General features: G+C 47.7%; 15 protein-coding genes. 11 read left to right on the top strand and 4 right to left on the bottom strand.

The window, feature by feature from the left end:
* Nucleotides 1-46 precede the first annotated feature (46 nt).
* The 3 genes from MY7_RS12130 (at nucleotide 47) to MY7_RS12120 (ending at nucleotide 3,016) form a co-directional block, all read left to right on the top strand.
* On the top strand, nucleotides 47-814 hold the full coding sequence (locus MY7_RS12130; RefSeq protein ID WP_007613084.1) for an SDR family oxidoreductase: 768 nt from the start codon (nucleotides 47-49) through the stop codon (nucleotides 812-814).
* Nucleotides 815-874: 60 nt separating this feature from the next.
* The gene (locus tag MY7_RS12125) at nucleotides 875-1,561 is read left to right on the top strand and encodes a metal-dependent hydrolase (protein WP_007613083.1); all 687 of its coding nucleotides are present in this window, start codon (nucleotides 875-877) and stop codon (nucleotides 1,559-1,561) included.
* 138 nt (nucleotides 1,562-1,699) lie between these two features.
* The gene (locus MY7_RS12120; RefSeq protein WP_007408058.1) at nucleotides 1,700-3,016 is read left to right on the top strand and encodes a CBS domain-containing protein; all 1,317 of its coding nucleotides are present in this window, start codon (nucleotides 1,700-1,702) and stop codon (nucleotides 3,014-3,016) included.
* Nucleotides 3,017-3,044: 28 nt separating this feature from the next.
* On the opposite strand, the gene MY7_RS12115 is transcribed toward MY7_RS12120, so the two are convergent.
* The gene (locus MY7_RS12115) at nucleotides 3,045-3,347 is read right to left on the bottom strand and encodes a YtpI family protein (RefSeq protein ID WP_003152434.1); all 303 of its coding nucleotides are present in this window, start codon (nucleotides 3,345-3,347) and stop codon (nucleotides 3,045-3,047) included.
* Between the two features lie 116 nt (nucleotides 3,348-3,463).
* Between MY7_RS12115 and MY7_RS12110 the strand changes: the two genes are divergently transcribed.
* On the top strand, nucleotides 3,464-4,405 hold the full coding sequence (locus tag MY7_RS12110; RefSeq protein WP_003152435.1) for a DHH family phosphoesterase: 942 nt from the start codon (nucleotides 3,464-3,466) through the stop codon (nucleotides 4,403-4,405).
* A 17-nt stretch (nucleotides 4,406-4,422) separates the two neighbouring features.
* Here MY7_RS12110 and MY7_RS12105 read toward each other — a convergent pair whose 3' ends face one another.
* From MY7_RS12105 to MY7_RS12095, 3 genes are all read right to left on the bottom strand, one after another.
* The gene (locus tag MY7_RS12105; RefSeq protein WP_029326032.1) at nucleotides 4,423-4,614 is read right to left on the bottom strand and encodes a hypothetical protein; all 192 of its coding nucleotides are present in this window, start codon (nucleotides 4,612-4,614) and stop codon (nucleotides 4,423-4,425) included.
* Nucleotides 4,615-4,719: 105 nt separating this feature from the next.
* Nucleotides 4,720-5,223 (bottom strand): sporulation membrane protein YtrI, encoded by a 504-nt coding sequence (gene ytrI, locus MY7_RS12100; protein ID WP_007408062.1) that lies wholly within the window; start codon nucleotides 5,221-5,223, stop codon nucleotides 4,720-4,722.
* Nucleotides 5,220-5,561, bottom strand: coding sequence for a YtrH family sporulation protein (locus MY7_RS12095; protein ID WP_003152438.1), 342 nt, complete (start codon nucleotides 5,559-5,561; stop codon nucleotides 5,220-5,222). The genes ytrI and MY7_RS12095 overlap by 4 nt, the downstream gene beginning before the upstream one ends.
* Before the next feature lie 143 nt (nucleotides 5,562-5,704).
* On the opposite strand from MY7_RS12095, the gene dnaE reads away from it, so the two are divergent.
* From dnaE to MY7_RS12055, 7 genes are all read left to right on the top strand, one after another.
* A complete protein-coding gene (gene dnaE / locus MY7_RS12090) occupies nucleotides 5,705-9,043 on the top strand; it encodes a DNA polymerase III subunit alpha (RefSeq protein ID WP_007613080.1) in 3,339 nt (1,112 codons plus the stop codon).
* Between the two features lie 139 nt (nucleotides 9,044-9,182).
* Nucleotides 9,183-10,415, top strand: coding sequence for an NAD(P)-dependent malic enzyme (locus MY7_RS12085; protein WP_007613079.1), 1,233 nt, complete (start codon nucleotides 9,183-9,185; stop codon nucleotides 10,413-10,415).
* Nucleotides 10,416-10,743: 328 nt separating this feature from the next.
* Nucleotides 10,744-11,616, top strand: coding sequence for an acetyl-CoA carboxylase, carboxyltransferase subunit beta (accD, locus tag MY7_RS12075; protein ID WP_007613077.1), 873 nt, complete (start codon nucleotides 10,744-10,746; stop codon nucleotides 11,614-11,616).
* Complete coding sequence (gene accA / locus MY7_RS12070) at nucleotides 11,601-12,578, top strand: acetyl-CoA carboxylase carboxyl transferase subunit alpha (protein ID WP_007408067.1); 978 nt, start codon at nucleotides 11,601-11,603, stop codon at nucleotides 12,576-12,578. Before accD ends, accA begins: the two co-directional genes overlap by 16 nt.
* 191 nt (nucleotides 12,579-12,769) lie before the next feature.
* Nucleotides 12,770-13,729 carry a 6-phosphofructokinase gene (pfkA, locus tag MY7_RS12065; protein ID WP_007408068.1) on the top strand — a complete coding sequence of 320 codons (960 nt, stop codon included), beginning with the start codon at nucleotides 12,770-12,772 and terminating at the stop codon, nucleotides 13,727-13,729.
* Between the two features lie 39 nt (nucleotides 13,730-13,768).
* Nucleotides 13,769-15,526: a pyruvate kinase gene (gene pyk, locus MY7_RS12060; protein ID WP_007613076.1), complete on the top strand. Its 1,758-nt coding sequence runs from the start codon at nucleotides 13,769-13,771 to the stop codon at nucleotides 15,524-15,526.
* Nucleotides 15,527-15,636: 110 nt separating this feature from the next.
* Nucleotides 15,637-16,020, top strand: coding sequence for an FxsA family protein (locus MY7_RS12055; RefSeq protein WP_007613075.1), 384 nt, complete (start codon nucleotides 15,637-15,639; stop codon nucleotides 16,018-16,020).
* Nucleotides 16,021-16,048 lie beyond the last annotated feature (28 nt).

Below are 16,048 nucleotides of genomic sequence, written 5' to 3'. Positions count from 1 at the left end.
CTTGATTTTATTGAAGCGGCAACGTTGCCTGGGGAGGGTATTCAATGTGCGACATGCTCTAATCACTGCCGGTACAAAGGGATTGGGCCGAAAAGTGACTGAAATGCTTCTGGAAAAAGGCTTTTCTGTCACAGTGAATTACAGACAAGACGAAGAAGCGGTCGCCTGTCTGAAGGCGGATTATCCCGGGTGCCATGACAGATTGCAATTCGTTAAGGGCGATGTAACCCGGAAAGAAGATCTCATGCGGATCGCCGATGCAGCCCTTCAGCGGTTTGGAAGGATTGACATACTGATTAACAATGCCGGGCCGTACATATTTGAGCGCAAAAAGCTTGCCGATTATTCCGATGACGAATGGTATGACATGCTTGAAGGGAATTTAAGCGCCGTTTTCCATCTGTTTAAAGCGGTTATCCCGGTCATGAGACAGCAGCGGTTCGGCCGGATTATTACATACGGTTTTCAAGGAGCGGACCATGCCCCCGGCTGGCTTCACCGTTCCGCTTTCGGAGCGGCTAAAGTCGGATTGACTTCGTTAACGAAAACCATTGCGATTGAAGAAGCTGAATCAGGCATTACGGCCAATATGGTCTGCCCGGGTGATATTGTAGGAGATATGAAAGAAGCGTCTATAGAGGAAGCAAGACGGAAAATCGGCAAAGAAAAGACGCCGATCGGCAGGTCCGGAACCGGAGAGGACATTGCGAGAATCATCGCCTTTTTATGTGAAGATGATTCCGATCTTGTAACCGGAACGGTCATTGAAGCAACAGGCGGGCTGAATGTGATTAACAGGCATCAATCCCTGTAAGTTTTTTCGTTTGTCAAAAAGGGAACTTGATAAATATTAATTTTTTATGAGGTGAAAACAATGAAAGTGACTTATCACGGACATTCTGTCATTCAAGTGGAAACGAAAACCCATAACATTATTTTTGATCCGTTTCTGACCGGAAACAGTCTGACAAATTTGAAACCGGAAGAAGTGAAAGCGGATGTCATCCTGCTTACTCACGGACACAATGACCATGTCGGAGATACAGAGCAGATCGCCAAACAAAACGATGCGCTCGTCATTGCGCCGAACGAGCTGGCCGTTTATCTCGGCTTTAAAGGTTTAAAGGTCCACCCGATGCATATCGGCGGGGCGCGCCAATTTGATTTCGGCAAAGTGAAACTGACACAGGCATTCCACGGATCGGCGGTCACTGATGAAGAAAACAAAACCATTACGTACACGGGGATGCCGGCTGGGATTTTATTGACGATTGACGGCAAAACGATTTTCCACGCCGGGGACACGGCGCTGTTCTCAGATATGAAACTGATCGGGGAACTGAATCACATTGACCTGGCGTTTCTGCCGATCGGTGATAACTTCACCATGGGGCCTGAAGATGCGAAACTCGCGGCTGAGTGGCTGAGAGCGAAACAGGTCGTTCCCGTTCATTACAATACATTTCCCGTCATTGAACAGGACCCTGACGCTTTCGCCGAAAGTCTGCCCGGAGGCGTCGGCAAAGTCATGGCGGCCGGCGAGACCATTGAGCTTGCCTGACATATGTGTCAAAGACCTTCTGAATCAAGCATTCAGAAGGTCTTTTTGTGATGCCGCCTTTTTTCGGGCGTCTCATTGCGAATGAATCCCCCGTACCCTTATAATAAAAGCAGAAGACTGTCCTTAGAGGTGAAACGCTTGGCAACAAAGCATGAACAAATCCTATCATACATAGATTCGCTTCCTGTCGGTGAAAAAATTTCGGTCAGAAGAATTGCGAAAGAAATGAAAGTCAGTGAAGGAACGGCTTACAGAGCCATTAAGGAAGCTGAAAACAAAGGATTCGTTTCCACTATTGAACGTGTGGGGACCATCCGGATTGAACAGAAGAAAAAAGAAAATATTGAAAAGCTGACATACGCCGAGGTCGTCAATGTGATAGACGGCCAGGTGCTCGGCGGAAAAGCCGGTCTGCATAAAACGTTGAATAAGTTTGTGATCGGCGCGATGGAGCTTGACGCGATGATGCGTTACACGGCGGCGGGGAACCTGTTAATCGTCGGGAACCGAATCAACGCCCACCGCCAGGCGCTTGAAGCGGGCGCGGCTGTTTTGGTAACAGGAGGGTTTAATACCGACGACAGCATTATCGAGCTGGCCGATATGCTTGAGCTTCCGATTCTCTCCACGAGCTACGATACCTTTACGGTAGCCGCGATGATCAACCGGGCGATCTATGATCAGCTCATAAAAAAAGAGATTGTGCTCGTGGAAGACATTTTGACGCCCGCAGATCGGACAGTGACGCTGTCCCCTAAGGATAAGCTGGAGAAATGGTACGAAAAAAACTATGAAACCGGACACGGCCGCTTCCCGGTTATCGATCAGCAGATGAAAATCCACGGAATCCTCACATCGAAAGATATCGCGGGGCATGACCGGTCAGTTCCGATTGAAAAAGTAATGACCAAAAACCCTGTCACGGTGATCGGGAAAACATCTGTCGCCTCAGCGGCTCAAATGATGGTTTGGGAAGGAATTGAAGTGCTTCCGGTGACAGACGGGCATCACAAACTGATCGGAATGATCAGCCGCCAGGATGTCTTAAAAGCGCTTCAAATGGTTCAAAAGCAGCCTCAGGTCGGGGAAAAGCTGGATGATATTGTTTCAAGGGGATTTAAAGAAGAGGAAGATGACAAAACGCCGGCCGTTTATCAATATGAAGTCACGCCGCAAATGACCAATCAGCTCGGCACGATTTCTTACGGGGTGTTTACGACGATTTTAACCCAGGCCGCCAGCCGATTTTTACGCTCCCGCAAACGCGGCGAGCTGGTCATTGAAAGCATTACGATTTTCTTCCTGAAGCCCGTACAGATGGAGTCGGTCATTGAAGTGAAACCGCGCATTTTAGAGGCGGGCCGGAAATTCGGAAAAATGGAAGTGGAAGTGTCAAGCCAAAGCGGCATCGTATCAAAAGCGATGCTCATGGTGCAGCTGATGGAGAGAAGTTAAGGGACGCACCCGGGTCCCTTGGCATTCATTATGCGTGGTCCCTCTCCGCTTCCTTTGCATGGATGGGCTCATAATGCTTATAGGCTTTATACCCGGCCCATGCGCTGCCTGCTCCGATTAAAATGAAGACGCCGCCGATGACCAGGGTCAGGACAGAGTGAAACAGAATCATTTGGTTTACTCCGTACAAAAGCACCAGCGCGCCTAATGCCATACTTGATTTAGCCGAAAAACATTCCTTCTCCAGCGCCCGTTTCGTCTGGATTCCTTTTACTTTGTAATACACGTAAAAGCAGGCAGAAAGCCCGATGAGAAAAACAAAAACCAGCATAAATGAAATCCTCCATTATATGAGTTTGCAAAACAGTTTATACCGTTGCTGAAAGATTTTCCTTTTCCATGGATAAAGAGTATGATTAAATGAATAAAAACGAAAAGGAGAAAACGATGAAATCCGAACTGATCAGAACCATATCATTATATGACACCATTATCTTACATAGACATGTGAGGCCTGACCCGGACGCCTACGGTTCACAGTGCGGCCTTACGGAAATCCTGCGGGAAACGTATCCCGAAAAAAATATTTTTGCCGTCGGACAGCCTGAGCCGTCCTTGTCTTTTTTATATTCCCTCGATGAGGTGGATGACGAAACCTATAAAGATGCTCTTGTCATCGTGTGCGACACCGCAAACCAAGGCAGGGTCGACGATCAGCGCTACCATTCCGGTGCAAAGCTCATGAAAATAGACCACCATCCAAATGAAGATCCGTATGGCGATCTGTTATGGGTCGATACGAATGCAAGCTCCGTAAGCGAAATGATCTATGAGCTGTACCTGGAAGGAAAGCAGCACGGCTGGAAACTGAATACGAAAGCAGCTGAGCTGATCTACGCGGGTATCGTCGGTGATACGGGGCGTTTCTTATTCCCGAACACCACAAAAAAGACATTAAAATACGCGGGAGAGCTCATTGAGTTCCCATTTTCATCGTCAGAGCTGTTCAATCAATTGTATGAAACAAAATTAAATGTGGTGAAGCTTAATGGCTTTATTTATCAAAATGTGTCACTGTCTGAAAACGGCGTCGCTTCCGTTTTCATTAAAAAAGACATTCTGGAGACATATGGAACCACCGCTTCTGAAGCGTCGCAGCTTGTCGGAACACTCGGAAATATTTCGGGTATCCGCGCTTGGGTGTTTTTCGTAGAAGAAGACGATCAAATCAGAGTCCGGTTCCGTTCAAAAGGTCCGGTCATCAACGGAATTGCCCGGAAATACAATGGCGGCGGACATCCGCTTGCGGCCGGCGCATCCATCTTCAGCTGGGATGAAACCGATCAGATTCTTGCTGATCTGGAAGAGGTATGTAACGAACACAAGTAGAGGGGAGACCCTCTTTCTTAGTGTTCATCTGTCATGGGGATGAACCAGCAGCCGAAATCAGTCAGGTCTTCGTAGACGCGGAGATTACAGATTTGGAGTTCTTTTTTTATGAGGGAAGCGAGTGTGTCTGTTTCTGCATATGCGGAATAGCCTTGTCTGATTCGGGCTGCATGATCTTTTGCCAAGCGGCGTTCACTAAAAACCTCCATTTTCCCTTCCTCCCTTCAGAATCATTGAAAATGTCTCATCTACAGTTTATAAAAAAGCGGAGAAAAAAGCGACAGGTCTATGGAAATTTTTTAAAAATGACATAATTACGTCGCAAAAGAAATATGAATTTCGACAGACAATCTCGTATAAATCGTCAGTTCCTTTACTTCAGCTTTAAATTCCTTCTCATTTATGGTGTATATTTTGTTTTCGATCGTCCGTTTTAAAAGTTCCTTTGTTTTATACACGCTTTCAATATCCTTTGTGATGACTTCAGAAATATTGTCTTTCACCTGTTCCTCAAATTTCATCTTATCGGGCTGGGCGATTCTGTATTTTTCCCCATTGATCAGCTTCACATCAACACTTTGGATGAGAAGTCTTTGCTTATTATCCTCATTTAATTTATGAAGATCCTTCTGATAGATGGAGATTTGGTTTTTTAAATCCCGCGCGTGCTCACGCTGCTTTTCAATTAACGTCACCTGTTCTTCCTGAAACGTTCCGTATGTAAACAGAAAGAACAGCCAGCTGACGATGGCTCCGCACATCATTCCTGCAAAAAAACGCTGCCATCCCGGTTTTTTATAATACTCGGGAATTCTCATGATGACATATTCTCCTGGGTCAGCCATGAAATAATCAGCCAGCCGGTCTGCGCGCCGCCCATTGCTGAAATAATTAAAAGAAGCTGTTTGAAGATGTCGCGCGTGTTGCCTTCAAACAGCCCCCGCTCGAAACTGTATACCGCGTCAAATGTTCCCCCGATGGCCGCGACAAGCGCCCAGATCTTCAGTCTGTTCGCCAATTTTGTGATCGCTGTCAGCGGAGGCTCGCCTGATAAATAAGCTCCGAGGCCGCCGATCAGCGCGCCGCCGAGCAACACACCGAGGGCGATAAAATAACTGCTGATGAAATTCGCCATAAATCCGGCTTCCTGATCCATATATACACCACCTCACTTTTCTATCATATTGAGCGAAACGGACAAGTATGATGATGAGTCAAAAAAAGAACATTTGTTTCTTAAGAAAACCCGTCTTATAATGTAGAAAGGCAAAATGAACGTATGGGAAAGGAGTGGCGGCATTGTCTTTTGTTCACCTGCAAGTACATAGCGGCTACAGCCTGTTAAACAGCGCCGCTTCTGTAAAAGAGCTTGTTACTCAAGCGAAGGAACTCGGATATTCATCATTGGCGCTGACGGACGAAAATGTGATGTACGGCGCCATTGAGTTTTATAAAGCATGCAAATCAAACGGAATTAAGCCGATTATCGGTCTGACGGCTTCTATATACACGGACGATACGGAGCTTGAAGCACACCCGCTCATTCTTTTAGCAGAGACAAACACCGGCTATCAGAACCTGGTGAAAATCTCAAGTGCGCTGCAATCCATGGCAAAGGGCGGCATGAAGCGAAAATGGATGAAGAGCTATCGTGAGGGGCTGATCGCCATTACGCCCGGTGAAAACGGCTACATTGAAAGCCTTCTTCAAACCGGGAAATTTGAAGAAGCGGTCCGGGCTGCCGAAGGATTCCGGGAGCTGTTCGGAGACGGCCGTTTTTATTTAGGGTACCAGCCGTTTAAAGGACATGAGACGTTATCAGAAGAGATTCTCCGCCTGTCAGCCGAAACGGAAATCGCTGTCTGCGCTGCGGGGGATGTCCGTTATATCAAGAAAGAAGATCAAGATGCGTACCGCTGTCTGTGCGCTATTAAAGCCGGAGAGAAGTGGGAGGATCAGAGCGGGGATCTGCCGGACTTATACTTGAGGACGCCTGGAGAAATGGAAGAGCTTTACACGCGGCATCCGGAAGCGATTGAAGCAGCCGCGCGTATCGCCCGGCAATGCCGGGTCGATGTCAGCCTTGGACAGACACAGCTTCCGTCTTTTCCGGCACCGGACGGCAAATCAGCCGATGACTATTTGGCGGGGATCTGTCATGAGGGGCTGCGCCTCCGTTTCGGCACTCCTGATGAGCGCGCTGTCCGCCGGCTTGAATATGAGCTGGACGTCATCAGGCGCATGAAATTCAGTGATTATTTTCTCATCGTATGGGACTTTATGAAGTACGCGCATGAAAAGGGCATTGTGACAGGCCCGGGAAGGGGGTCCGCGGCAGGCTCGCTTGTCGCTTACTCCCTTTTCATTACCGACGTGGATCCGCTTAAACATTCTCTGCTGTTTGAGAGATTTCTTAATCCCGAGCGGATCAGCATGCCGGATATTGATATCGATTTCCCTGATACGAGAAGGGATGAGGTCATTCAGTATGTACAAAATAAGTACGGGGCCATGCACGTCGCCCAGATTATCACCTTCGGGACATTGGCCGCAAAGGCGGCGTTAAGGGATACCGGGAGAGTGTTCGGAATCAGCCCGAAAGAAGCCGACCAGCTTGCCCGCCTGATTCCGTCAAAACCGGGAATGACGCTTGAGGAGGCGAGGCGGCAGTCCGCTCAGCTGAACAGGCGGCTGTCCGAATCCGCCGTTCTTCATAAAGTGTTTCAGATCGCAAGGAAAATTGAAGGCCTTCCGCGGCACACGTCAACACACGCGGCCGGGGTCGTTCTCAGTAAAGAGCCGCTTTCGGAAGTTGTCCCTCTTCAAGAAGGGCATGACGGCGTGTATTTAACGCAGTATGCGATGGATCACTTGGAAGATCTCGGTCTTTTAAAAATGGACTTTTTAGGTTTGCGCAACCTGACGCTTATTGAATCCATTAAAACGATGATTGAAAAAGAAACGAATACGAAAATTGATTTTTCCGAGATTTCTTATCAGGATGAAAAAACGTTCTCACTATTGTCAAACGGTGATACGACGGGTATTTTCCAACTGGAATCATCAGGAATGAGAAACGTGCTGAAGCGCCTGAAGCCGTCAAGACTGGAAGACATTGTCGCGGTTAACGCGCTTTACAGGCCGGGGCCGATGGAAAATATTCCGTTATTTATCGACCGGAAGCACGGGCGGGCGCGTGTGGAAGTGCCGCACGAGGACGTAAGAAATATTCTCAGTGACACTTACGGCGTCATCGTCTATCAAGAACAGATAATGATGATCGCCTCGCGCATGGCAGGGTTTTCATTAGGTGAAGCGGATCTGCTCAGACGGGCTGTCAGCAAAAAGCAAAAGGACATTCTGGACAGAGAGCGAAGCCATTTTGTTGAAGGGTGCATAAAAAAGGAGTATTCTGTAGTCACTGCAAACGAGGTCTACGATCTGATTGTAAAATTCGCTAACTACGGATTCAACAGAAGCCATGCTGTCGCATACAGCATGATCGGCTATCAGCTCGCCTATTTAAAAGCGCATTATCCGTTATATTTTATGTGCGGGCTGTTGACGAGTGTCATCGGCAATGAGGACAAAATATCGCAATATCTGCATGAAGCGAAGGGGAGCGGGATTCAAGTCCTTCCGCCGTCAATAAACAAAAGCGGTTTTCCGTTTGCGCCGGAAAACGGAGCCGTCAGATACAGTTTGCGGGCCGTTAAAAACGTAGGTGTCTCGGCAGTGAAAGATATTTATAAAGCAAGAACACATAAACCGTTCGAGGATCTTTTCGATTTCTGCTTTCGCGTACCCGCAAAAAGCGTGAATCGGAAAACCATCGAAGCGCTTATATTTTCTGGCGCCATGGACGAATTCAATCAAAATCGCGCCGCCTTGCTGGCCTCCGTTGATGTGGCTTTAGAGCACGCTGAACTTTTTCGTGCAGACGATGACCAAATGGGATTGTTTTTGGAAGAATCGTTCTCCATTAAGCCCAAATATGTAGAGGCTGAGGAATTTCCGCTCGTGGACAAGCTTCGGTTCGAAAAAGAAGCTCTCGGTGTTTATTTCTCAAGCCACCCTTTGTCTGCTTTCAGGGATCTCCTGAAAAAACGGGGGGCGCAAGCGATCACAGCAGCGCGGCAGATGCCGAAGGGGCAGCTGTCAATCGGAGCTTTGCTCGCGGGCATCAAAACGATTCGGACAAAGACAGGTCAGCATATGGCGTTTCTCACATTAAGCGATGAAACGGGAGAAATGGAAGCCGTCGTGTTTCCTGACCAATATAGAAGGCTGTCTCCGCTGTTAAAAGAAGGCGCGCTTTTATTCGCCGCCGGAAAAATGGAAGAGCGTCAGGAGAAGACACAATTCATCATGTCATCCGCCTCTCTTCTTGAGCAGACGGAGGCAGACAGAGCGCCGTCTGTTTACATCAAAATCGAAGGCAGCCGGCACAATCAGGAGTTTTTGGAAAAGATGAAGCGTATTTTACTGGAGCATAAAGGGGAAACCGGCGTTTATCTTTATTATGAAAAAGACAAGCAGACGATCAGGCTGCCGGATACTTTTCATATTCAGGCGGACCATCAGGCGCTATACCGTTTAAAAGAGCTGCTGGGCCGCGAAAACGTCGTGTTAAAATAGTGGTAACAATAATCATTTTGTTATACAATTGAAACAATTGTGCTATCTTATTTAAAGATTCTGAAATTTTTCACCTCCAGCGATTGTACCAGTCTATGCGGCAGAATATGTAACAAAGTACTTAAAAGGAGTGTTTAGAATGTCATTAAGAGAAGAAGCGTTACATTTACACAAAGTAAATCAAGGGAAGTTGGAATCAAAAGCAAAGGTAGAAGTCAGAAATGCAGACGACTTAAGCCTTGCCTATTCTCCCGGAGTAGCTGAGCCTTGTAAAGAGATTTATGACGATAAAAATAAAGTATATGATTATACAATGAAGGGGAACATGGTAGCAGTCGTAACAGACGGATCAGCCGTTCTCGGTCTCGGTAATATCGGGCCTGAAGCTTCACTTCCGGTCATGGAAGGGAAAGCGGTGCTGTTCAAAAGTTTCGCGGGCGTGGATGCATTCCCGATCGCGCTTGACACAAACGATGTGGACAAAATCATTGACACTGTGAAGCTGCTTGCACCGACATTCGGCGGTGTCAACCTTGAAGATATTGCGGCGCCAAACTGCTTCATTATCGAAGAGCGCCTGAAAAAAGAAACAAACATTCCGGTTTTCCACGATGATCAGCACGGCACTGCCATCGTAACCGTTGCCGGACTTGTAAATGCGCTGAAATTATCAGGAAAATCCATGTCATCCATTAAAGTTGTGGCAAACGGAGCGGGAGCGGCAGGCATCGCGATCATCAAGCTTCTTTACCATTTCGGCGTACGCGACATCGTAATGTGCGACTCTAAAGGGGCGATTTACGAAGGGCGTCCGGCCGGCATGAACGCAGTGAAAAACGAAGTGGCGAAGTTTACAAACCAAGACCGCAACGACGGTTCCCTGCAGGATGTCATTAAAGATGCAGACGTCTTTATCGGCGTATCAGTCGAAGGCGCGCTGACGAAAGAAATGGTGGAGAGCATGGCGAAAGATCCGATTATCTTCGCAATGGCCAACCCGAATCCGGAAATCATGCCTGAAGACGCGCGCGCAGCCGGCGCAAGCGTAATCGGAACAGGCCGTTCTGATTTCCCGAACCAGGTTAACAATGTTCTGGCATTCCCTGGAATTTTCCGCGGGGCGCTTGACGTTCGCGCGACTCACATCAACGAAGAAATGAAAATTGCTGCGGTTGAAGCGATTGCTTCCCTTGTTTCAGAGGAAGAATTAAGCGCTGATTATGTCATCCCGGCTCCATTTGACAAACGTGTGGCTCCTGCCGTTGCGAAAGCTGTTGCGAAAGCAGCGATGGAAACGGGCGTCGCCAGAATTACGGTCGATCCTGAGGAAGTGGCTGAAAAAACAAGACAGCTCACGGTTATCGGCGAATAATAACACAAAAATGAAATGGCAGCGCGTTGGAAAAAAACAACGCGCTGCTGTTCAATATACGGACTGCTGGCATTTTTTTAAGGGCAGGTCTTAAAAAAATTTCAGCAGAATCCTTATTTCTTTTGAAAACGCTGACAGATAAGGCTGAACAACGCTTTTTACGGTATGAAATCCGTCCGTTTCCGTCTGTTTTGCAGCAAAAAATGTCGAATGGAGGATGACACCGTTTGACAAAAAAAGTACAATAGTTTCGGTAAAGTTATTATTAAGTCTATCTAATCGGAAGACATGCAGTGAAGAGAACCCTTCACAAAAGGGAGGTAATCATTTGTTAAAGGATATATTCACAAAAAAGAAAAAATATGCTTCCGTGCCGTCTGAGCAGGCAAAACATGATGTTCCGGAAGGCATTATGACAAAGTGCTCCAAATGTAAAAAAATCATGCTCACAAAAGAGTTAGATAAAAACCTGCGCGTCTGCATGAACTGCGGGCACCATTTCCCGATGAATGCAAAGCAGCGCATTGAAAGCCTCCTGGATGAAGATTCATTCGAAGAATTCAACCAGGGAATGATATCTGAAAACCCGCTCGGTTTCCCGGAATACTTAGAAAAAATCGAAAAAGACCGTGAGAAAACATCGCTGAATGAAGCGGTGGTTACCGGAAAAGGAACCATCAGCGGATTCCCTGCCGTGATCGCGATCATGGATTCAACATTCCGAATGGGCAGCATGGGTTCGGTTGTCGGCGAAAAAATCACGCTTGCAATTGAAAAAGCAAAAGAGGAAAAAGTCCCGTTTATCATCTTTACCGCTTCCGGCGGCGCACGTATGCAGGAGGGGGTCTTAAGCCTTATGCAAATGGCCAAGACAAGCTCTGCATTAAAACTGTTCAGTGAGGAGCAGGGACTGATTATTTCTGTCATGACCCATCCGACGACAGGCGGCGTATCGGCCAGTTTCGCGTCTCTCGGTGATTATAATTTCGCTGAACCGGGCGCCTTGATCGGATTTGCCGGAAGACGTATTATTGAACAGACGATCGGGGAAAAACTGCCGGAAGATTTCCAGACGGCGGAATTTTTATTAAAGCACGGCCAGCTTGATGCGGTGATTCACCGAAACGACATGAAAGACAAACTCGCATTTCTGCTGGACATGCACCAAACAGGAGGTGAGCATGAGTGGCTGCAAGATTAGAATTTGAAAAACCAGTGATTGAACTGCAGACGAAAATCGCCGAACTGAAAAAATTCACCCAAGATTCGGAGATGGATTTAAGCGCTGAAATCGCAAGGCTTGAAGACCGGCTCAGCAAGCTCCAGGATGAGATTTATAAAAACCTGAAGCCGTGGGACAGAGTGCAGATCGCACGCCTTCCCGACCGGCCGACGACGCTTGATTACATTCAATACCTGTTTACCGACTTTTTTGAGTGCCACGGAGACAGAACATACGGAGACGATGCGGCGATTGTCGGCGGAGTCGCTAAATATCACGGCATGCCGGTCACCGTTATCGGACATCAGCGCGGAAAAGACACGAAAGAAAACCTTGTCCGTAATTTCGGGATGCCTCACCCTGAGGGCTACCGCAAAGCGCTTCGTCTCATGAAGCAGGCGGATAAGTTCAACCGCCCGATTATCTGCTTCATCGACACGAAGGGAGCGTACCCGGGTAAAGCGGCGGAGGAACGGGGACAAAGTGAAGCCATCGCCAAGAACCTGTTCGAGATGGCCGGCCTGACAGTGCCTGTCGTTTGTATCGTCATCGGGGAAGGCGGCAGCGGAGGCGCGCTTGCGTTAGGTGTGGGCAACCGCATGCTGATGCTTGAGAACTCGACGTATTCCGTTATTTCTCCTGAAGGAGCCGCGTCCATTTTGTGGAAAGACTCCAGCCTTGCGAAAAAAGCGGCCGAAACCATGAAGATTACTGCGCCCGATTTATTAGAATTAGGAATTATTGATGATATGATTAAAGAAGTGAAGGGCGGAGCTCACCATGATATCAAGCAGCAGGCGGGCTATATTGACGGTATTCTTAAAGAAACGTTAAAATCTCTTCTTCAATTGAACGCCGAAGAATTGATCTCACAGCGCTATGAAAAATATAAAGCAATCGGGAAAGTTTCGGTTGAGGATCAATATATCGGGGTAAACTGAATAGACGTGAAGCCTATGGCTCACGTTTATTTTTTGTGATTTTTGTGATATTCCTTAAATTTTATTTAAAAACAATTTATTTAATTGTATAATAGGTAAGGTTTCATGGGAGCTCAGGCGTCCCTTTTCATTGTTTTAGGGCAATGATCATGATATGTTTAACATATATATGTTGCTGAGGTGAATAGGAAATGAAGCGTATAGGAGTTTTAACGAGCGGCGGGGATTCCCCGGGTATGAACGCTGCGGTGCGCGCGGTTGTGCGGAAAGCTATCTACCACGACGTCGAAGTGTACGGAATTTATAACGGTTATTCAGGATTAATCAGCGGAAAAATAGAGAAACTGGAGCTTGGTTCGGTCGGTGACATCATCCACCGCGGCGGAACAAAGCTGTATACGGCCAGATGTCCTGAATTCAAAACAGTTGAAGGCCGTGAAAAAGGAATCGAAAATTTAAAGAAACTCGGCATTGAAGGTCTTGTCGTCATCGGCGGAGACGGTTCATACATGGGTGCGAAAAAATTAACGGAACACGGGTTTCCGTGTGTGGGTGTACCGGGTACGATAGATAATGACATCCCGGGAACTGATTTTACGATCGGATTTGATACGGCGCTAAACACCGTAATTGATGCGATTGATAAAATCCGTGACACCGCTACGTCTCATGAGCGTACATACGTTATTGAAGTGATGGGGCGCCACGCGGGCGACATTGCTTTATGGGCAGGTCTTGCAGGCGGAGCGGAATCAATTTTAATTCCTGAAGCGGACTACGATATGCAGGAAATTATCGGCCGTTTGAAGAGAGGGCACGACCGCGGCAAAAAACACAGTATCATCATCGTTGCAGAAGGGGTAGGCAGCGGAGTTGAATTCGGAAAACGCATCGAAGAAGAAACGAACCTTGAAACACGGGTATCCGTTTTAGGGCACATCCAGCGCGGCGGATCTCCAAGCGCTTCTGACCGGGTTCTTGCAAGCCGCCTCGGCGCTTACGCGGTTGAGCTTCTGCTTAAAGGAAAAGGCGGACGCTGCGTAGGTATACAAAACAACAAGCTTGTAGACCATGATATTATAGAAATTTTAGAATCAAAACATACTGTTGAACCAAACATGTATCAGCTTTCAAAAGAACTGTCTATTTAAGGCGGAAGAAGCTGAAGATTTCAGAAGGAAGTGAACGAGTTGAAAAAAACAAAAATCGTTTGTACAATCGGTCCGGCCAGTGAAAGTGTAGAAATGCTGACAAAATTGATGGAAGCGGGTATGAACGTTGCTCGTCTGAATTTTTCACACGGTGATTTCGAAGAGCACGGCGCAAGAATCAAAAACATCAGAGAAGCAAGCAAAAAGCTCGGCAAAAACGTGGGGATTCTCCTCGATACAAAAGGTCCGGAAATCCGTACGCACGATATGGAAAACGGCGCGCTTGAGCTTCAGGCGGGAAATGAAATTATCGTTTCTACGAAACAGGTGCTAGGAACGCTTGAAAAATTCTCAGTTTCTTATGAAGGCCTGGCAGACGACGTGTCAGCAGGGTCTATCATCCTGTTGGATGACGGTTTAATCGGATTGGAAGTGCTAGAATCAAATCCGGAAAAACACGAAATCAAAACAAAAATCTTAAACAGCGGCACGCTGAAAAATAAAAAAGGCGTAAACGTTCCCGGCGTCAGCGTCAACCTTCCCGGAATTACTGAAAAAGACGCCAAAGACATCGTATTCGGTATCGAGCAAGGCGTTGATTTCATTGCTGCGTCATTTGTACGCCGTTCTACGGATGTCCTGGAAATCCGCGAACTGCTTGAAGAGCATAACGCGTCTGACATTCAAATCATTCCTAAGATCGAGAACCAGGAAGGCGTGGACAACCTGGATGCGATCCTGGAAGTATCTGACGGCTTAATGGTAGCGCGCGGAGACCTCGGCGTAGAGATTCCGGCCGAAGAAGTGCCGCTCGTGCAAAAAGAAATGATCAAAAAATGCAACGCGCTCGGCAAACCGGTTATTACTGCGACACAAATGCTTGACAGCATGCAGCGCAACCCTCGTCCGACACGCGCTGAAGCAAGTGACGTTGCCAACGCCATTTTCGACGGCACAGATGCCATCATGCTTTCCGGTGAGACGGCTGCGGGACAATATCCTGTTGAAGCGGTTCAAACAATGTTTAACATCGCCACACGCACGGAAGAATCTCTGAACTACAAAGAAATTCTGTCTAAACGCAGAGATCAGGTCGGCATGACGATTACCGATGCGATCGGCCAATCAGTTGCGCACACGGCGATCAATCTGAGTGCGGCAGCTATCGTTACCCCTACAGAAAGCGGCCATACGGCGCGTATGATCGCCAAATACCGTCCGCAGGCTCCGATTGTAGCCGTTACGGTCAATGAGTCTGTATCACGCAAACTCGGCCTTGTATTCGGTGTATTCCCGGCAAGCGGCCAAAACGCGACTTCAACCGATGAAATGCTTGAAGACGCGGTTCAAAAATCACTTGACAGCGGCATCGTGAAACGCGGTGATCTGATTGTCATTACAGCAGGTTCTGTCGGTGAATCAGGCACGACGAATCTGATGAAAGTCCACACTGTCGGCAGCATTATCGCGAAAGGGCAAGGCATCGGACGCAAATCTGCATTCGGGCCGGTCGTTGTTGCAAAAAATGCGAAAGAAGCTGAACAAAAAATGACAGACGGTGCAGTATTGGTTGCTTCAAGCACTGACCGCGACATGATCGCTTCACTTGAAAAAGCATCAGCGCTCATCACTGAAGAAGGCGGTCTGACAAGCCATGCAGCCGTTGTCGGTTTAAGCTTGGGCATTCCGGTTATCGTCGGTCTGGAGAACGCAACTTCAGTTTTAACAGAAGGACAGGTTATCACAGTTGACGCTGCCCGCGGCGCTGTGTATGAAGGCCGCGCAAGCGTTCTTTAAACAGCTTTAAAAAAGAGAGGGGGGTTCTCCCTTCTCTTTTGTCTTTAGGCTGATTTTCCTATTCCCATGCGGGCGGTGACGCGCTTTTAGAAGGGCGGGAGGGCAGAAAAATGAGAGTGTTATTCTTACTGTTTATCGTGTGTCCGGCAATTGAAATCGGCTTGTTTCTGCTGGGGGGAAAATGGCTCGGTGTTTTTCCGACCTTCCTTCTCATCATTTTGACAGGCGTATTAGGCGCCTTGGTGGCAAAAAGACAGGGAACCGATGTGTATCATCGGGTAATGCGCGACCTGCAGCACGGCAAAATGCCGGGGGAAGCGCTTCTTGATGGAATATGCGTCTTTTTCGGAGGCCTGCTTTTGATGCTTCCGGGTTTTCTGTCCGATATTGCAGGGGCCTGTCTTCTGATTCCGTTCACTCGGAACCGCATGAAGCCGCTTTTGTTCAAATGGCTGAGAGGAATGTCAAAAAACAAGCGGATCATTATCAAATAAAAACGGCAGCCTTCTTACAGGGCTGCTG

The sequence above is a fragment of the Bacillus sp. 5B6 genome (genome assembly GCF_000259405.1).
GTDB lineage: Bacteria > Bacillota > Bacilli > Bacillales > Bacillaceae > Bacillus > Bacillus velezensis.
Note: the sequence above shows the minus strand (reverse complement) of the source record. Positions and strands in the feature narration are given on the sequence as shown.

Bases quoted from the DNA above. Each gene is read 5' to 3' on its own strand.
- MY7_RS12125 (WP_007613083.1), top strand. From the start codon at position 875: ATGAAAGTGACTTATCACGGACATTCTGTCATTCAAGTGGAAACGAAA.
- MY7_RS12115 (WP_003152434.1), bottom strand. From the start codon at position 3,347: ATGCTGGTTTTTGTTTTTCTCATCGGGCTTTCTGCCTGCTTTTACGTG.
- MY7_RS12110 (WP_003152435.1), top strand. From the start codon at position 3,464: ATGAAATCCGAACTGATCAGAACCATATCATTATATGACACCATTATC.
- MY7_RS12105 (WP_029326032.1), bottom strand. From the start codon at position 4,614: ATGGAGGTTTTTAGTGAACGCCGCTTGGCAAAAGATCATGCAGCCCGA.
- ytrI (WP_007408062.1), bottom strand. From the start codon at position 5,223: ATGAGAATTCCCGAGTATTATAAAAAACCGGGATGGCAGCGTTTTTTT.
- MY7_RS12095 (WP_003152438.1), bottom strand. From the start codon at position 5,561: ATGGATCAGGAAGCCGGATTTATGGCGAATTTCATCAGCAGTTATTTT.
- MY7_RS12085 (WP_007613079.1), top strand. From the start codon at position 9,183: ATGTCATTAAGAGAAGAAGCGTTACATTTACACAAAGTAAATCAAGGG.
- pfkA (WP_007408068.1), top strand. From the start codon at position 12,770: ATGAAGCGTATAGGAGTTTTAACGAGCGGCGGGGATTCCCCGGGTATG.
- MY7_RS12055 (WP_007613075.1), top strand. From the start codon at position 15,637: ATGAGAGTGTTATTCTTACTGTTTATCGTGTGTCCGGCAATTGAAATC.